Source organism: Eggerthella sp., from assembly GCF_048329335.1.
GTDB classification, from domain to species: domain Bacteria; phylum Actinomycetota; class Coriobacteriia; order Coriobacteriales; family Eggerthellaceae; genus Eggerthella; species Eggerthella lenta.
On record NZ_DBFEGU010000101.1, the window covers coordinates 1 to 3,369 of the forward strand.

Sequence of the window (3,369 nt, forward strand, 5' to 3'; positions counted from 1 at the left end):
GCGCACGTTCGACTTGTCGATGCCCATGCCGAACGCGTTGGTGGCCACCATCACCGGCGCGTCGTCGGCGATGAACGCACGCTGGCTCTCGGCGCGATCAGCCGCCGACATGCCCGCATGGTAGCGCGCGGCGCGGATGCCCGCCTCCAGCAGCGCGGCGTGCACCTTGTCGGTGTCCTTGCGGGTGGAGCAGTACACGATGCCGCTGTCGCCCGCATGCTCCAACGCGTAGCCGGCGATGCGCGCGATCTTGCGCTTCGGATCGAGCCGCTCCACGCCGAAGTACAGGTTCGGGCGGTCGAAGCCCGTGACCACCTCGTAGGGGTCGCGCAGGTCGAGCAGGCGCACGATGTCGGCGCGCACGCGCGCGGTGGCCGTGGCCGTGAACGCCGCCACGACGGGACGGCTCGGCAGCTGCGCGATGAAATCGCCGATGGTCAGATACGACGGGCGGAAATCCTGGCCCCACTGGGACACGCAGTGCGCCTCGTCCACGGCGACGAGCGGGATGGCCGCCCTTTGCGCGAATTCGAGGAACCGCGGATCGGCCAGCCGCTCCGGCGCCACATACATGATCTGGTAGGCGCCGTCCAGCGCGCGGCGCAGCACGGTGGACTGCTGCCCGGGCGTGAGCGTGGAATTGAGGTAGGCGCCGCGTATGCCGGCGTCCAGAAGCGCGCGCACCTGGTCGCCCATCAGCGACACGAGCGGGCTCACTACCAGCGCCAAACCGTCCATAACCACGCCGGGTACCTGGTAGCACACCGACTTGCCCGCGCCCGTGGGCATGACCGCCAGCGCGTCGCGACAGCCGAGGATCGCCTCGACGACGCCCTCCTGCCCCGGCCGAAAGGCCTCGTAGCCGAAGTGCTGCTTCAGCGCCTGGCGCGCCTGCGATAGATCCGTCACTGCTGCTTCCTCCCCGCCCGTTTCCGGCTTGCTCTCGTATTCCCATGATACTGCATTGTTCCGCGAACACGTCTTGCGCGACGGCGGGAAGCATGTATAATGCAGGTTGTCAGCGGTGCCCGTGGATCGTGAGCTCCGGACGGGTGACGCCGGTATGTTTCAGGGACGGTTAGGGACTAGGACTCCCGCCGTCCTTTCTGTTTCCTCGACGCCTTCCGCTTTCGTCGCGCCCAGTCGTAGGCTGCCATGAAGAATGACAGGATGGAACATAGTCCTGCGATCAGATTGAAACTATCCATTGGGCAATCACCCCCTCTCGAAGGCGCCACCCGCCGGAAACGAACACTGCTGACAGCCATGATTCTAGTGCCTCGCACGCCTTCTGTGAAGTAAAAGTTTCCCCAGATCAAACAATATTTTTGACGTTAGATTCGCGCTGGATCCACGCGTGATCCGCGTGTGATCCGCGCTGGATCGACGTGTGCCGCGCGTGATATCCGCGTTCGATCCGCGCTGGAATCGCGCAAGATCCGCGCGGGCTGCGCGCAAGGTTTCGCAGGCTTGCGGAGCGAAACATCGCCTTCCGCTACAATATTCTCCAAATTTCTCCGACAAAACCCGCCGTTCGATCGTGTTGCAGTCAGAAAGGGAAAACCGCTGCAGAACAACGTCGACATAGCCGCACTGTTCAACCGCCACGCCGCGACGGTGTATAGGCTGTGCTACTCGTTTCTGGGCAGCGCGGCCGACGCGGAGGACGCGACGCAGAGCGTGTTCATGAAGCTGATCGCCCGCCCGCGCCGGTTCAACGACGCGGAGCACGAGAAGGCATGGCTCATCGTATGCGCCCAGAACCATTGCCGCGACGTGCTGAAGAGCGCGCACCGCACGCGGCAGGCCGTCCTTCCCGAAGACATCGCGGACGAGAGGCGCGCGCAGCGGGACGAGACGCTGGATGCGGTGCTGGCCTTGCCGGAGAAGTACAAGACCTGCGTGTACCTGTTCTATTACGAGGGGTATCGCACGGCCGAGATAGCGGCCTTGACCGGCGTGCCCGCCTCGACCGTGCGCAGCCACCTGAGCGAGGCGCGAGCGCTTTTGAAGACGATGTTGGGAGGTGAGCGACATGGACGATAACCGTTTCCACGCGGAAGAATCGCTTGAGAAGCGTCTGGCGGACGCCTACGAGAGCATGGGCCCCGACGAAGAGGCCCGGCGGCGCATGCTGGCGGAGCTGCTGGCCGCAAGCGAGCGGCGCGCTCCGAAGCGCCGGACGGCTCGCCGCGCGCTGGTTCCCCTCGCCGCCTGCCTCGCGCTTGCTGCGGGCATCGGCGTGTTCACCTACGCCTCCTCCTTGCCGCAACCCCCAAGCTCCAGCGGCATGGCGGCGCTGACCAGCATCAACGACGAGCTTAAATCCGCTGCCCCGGCCGCTTCCGACGAATCGCAAAGCGAATCGGGAGCCGCGCCGTCCGACGGCGATGCGCGCTATCCGTTCGTCACGCTCTCCTCGGGCGAGCTTCTGCGCGTCGCCCTCGGCGACGACGGCCCCCTGCCTGCCAGCCCCGAAACCGTCGGAGAAGAATTGGAGCGCGCCGTCGCCACCGGCCCCGACGAAACGTCATCCTCGCCGTGCACGGTGTTCGCGACGAGCGACCCGGCCCACCCTTACGCCATCCGATACGACGAAAACGGCGTCACGTACCTGGCCGACCCCGCGTAAGCCCGACGAACGGAGAACATCATGCACGCTTCCAACCGCAGCCGCGGCAGGCTCGCCGCGGGCTCCATCGCCTTCGCCGTCCTGATCGCCGGCGCATCGCTTGCCGGATGCAGCCCCGACGGTCAGGCGGGCGACCAGCTAGGATCGGCTGCAAGCGAATCGGAGATCATGGCCATCGGTTCCGCGCTGTCCGAGACGGCCTCCACATGCCCTCCTCCCTATCCGTACGTTCCCTCGCCCTCTCCCGGCGGCACCGAGGAATACCGTGCACTCGACGAGCCGGGGTTCCTCTCCCCTGCGACCAGCCCGCTGTCCACGCTGTCGGCCGACGTCGACACGGCCTCGTACTGCAACCTGCGCCGCATGGTGGCGCAGAGATACGCGCCGGCCGTCGTGCCCGCCGGCGCCGTACGCACCGAAGAGCTGCTCAACTACTTCGACTACGCCTACCCGGAGCCCGTTGGCTCCGACTTGTTCGGCGTATCGGCCCAGATGAGCGACTGTCCTTGGAACGACCAGACGAAGCTGCTGGTCATGGGATTCGCCACCGAGAAGGACGGCGACGCTTCGCCCACGGGCGCCAACCTCGTATTCCTCATCGACGTCTCGGGGTCGATGGACGACCCTGACAAGCTCCCCCTGGTCAAAGACTCGTTCGCCGCGCTCGTCGAAGGGCTGACGGAGCGCGACCGCGTGTCCGTCGTAACCTACGCCAGCGGCGAGCGCGTGCTGCTCGA

4 protein-coding genes are annotated in these 3,369 nt (G+C 66.1%); 3 read left to right on the forward strand and 1 reads right to left on the reverse strand.

Annotated features, from left to right (window positions below; translation table 11 throughout):
• The coding region (locus ACMO6A_RS03215) for a RecQ family ATP-dependent DNA helicase (protein ID WP_418470772.1) at positions 1-909 on the reverse strand (909 nt) is incomplete at its 3' end.
• Between the two features lie 684 nt (positions 910-1,593).
• On the opposite strand from ACMO6A_RS03215, the gene ACMO6A_RS03220 reads away from it, so the two are divergent.
• The 3 genes from ACMO6A_RS03220 to ACMO6A_RS03230 all read left to right on the forward strand — a co-directional run.
• A complete protein-coding gene (locus ACMO6A_RS03220) occupies positions 1,594-2,046 on the forward strand; it encodes an RNA polymerase sigma factor (RefSeq protein ID WP_226844136.1) in 453 nt (150 codons plus the stop codon).
• Positions 2,036-2,632 carry a hypothetical protein gene (locus ACMO6A_RS03225; protein WP_015760383.1) on the forward strand — a complete coding sequence of 199 codons (597 nt, stop codon included), beginning with the start codon at positions 2,036-2,038 and terminating at the stop codon, positions 2,630-2,632. The genes ACMO6A_RS03220 and ACMO6A_RS03225 overlap by 11 nt, the downstream gene beginning before the upstream one ends.
• Before the next feature lie 21 nt (positions 2,633-2,653).
• On the forward strand, positions 2,654-3,369 hold a 716-nt coding region (locus ACMO6A_RS03230), incomplete at its 3' end, for a VWA domain-containing protein (protein WP_418470773.1).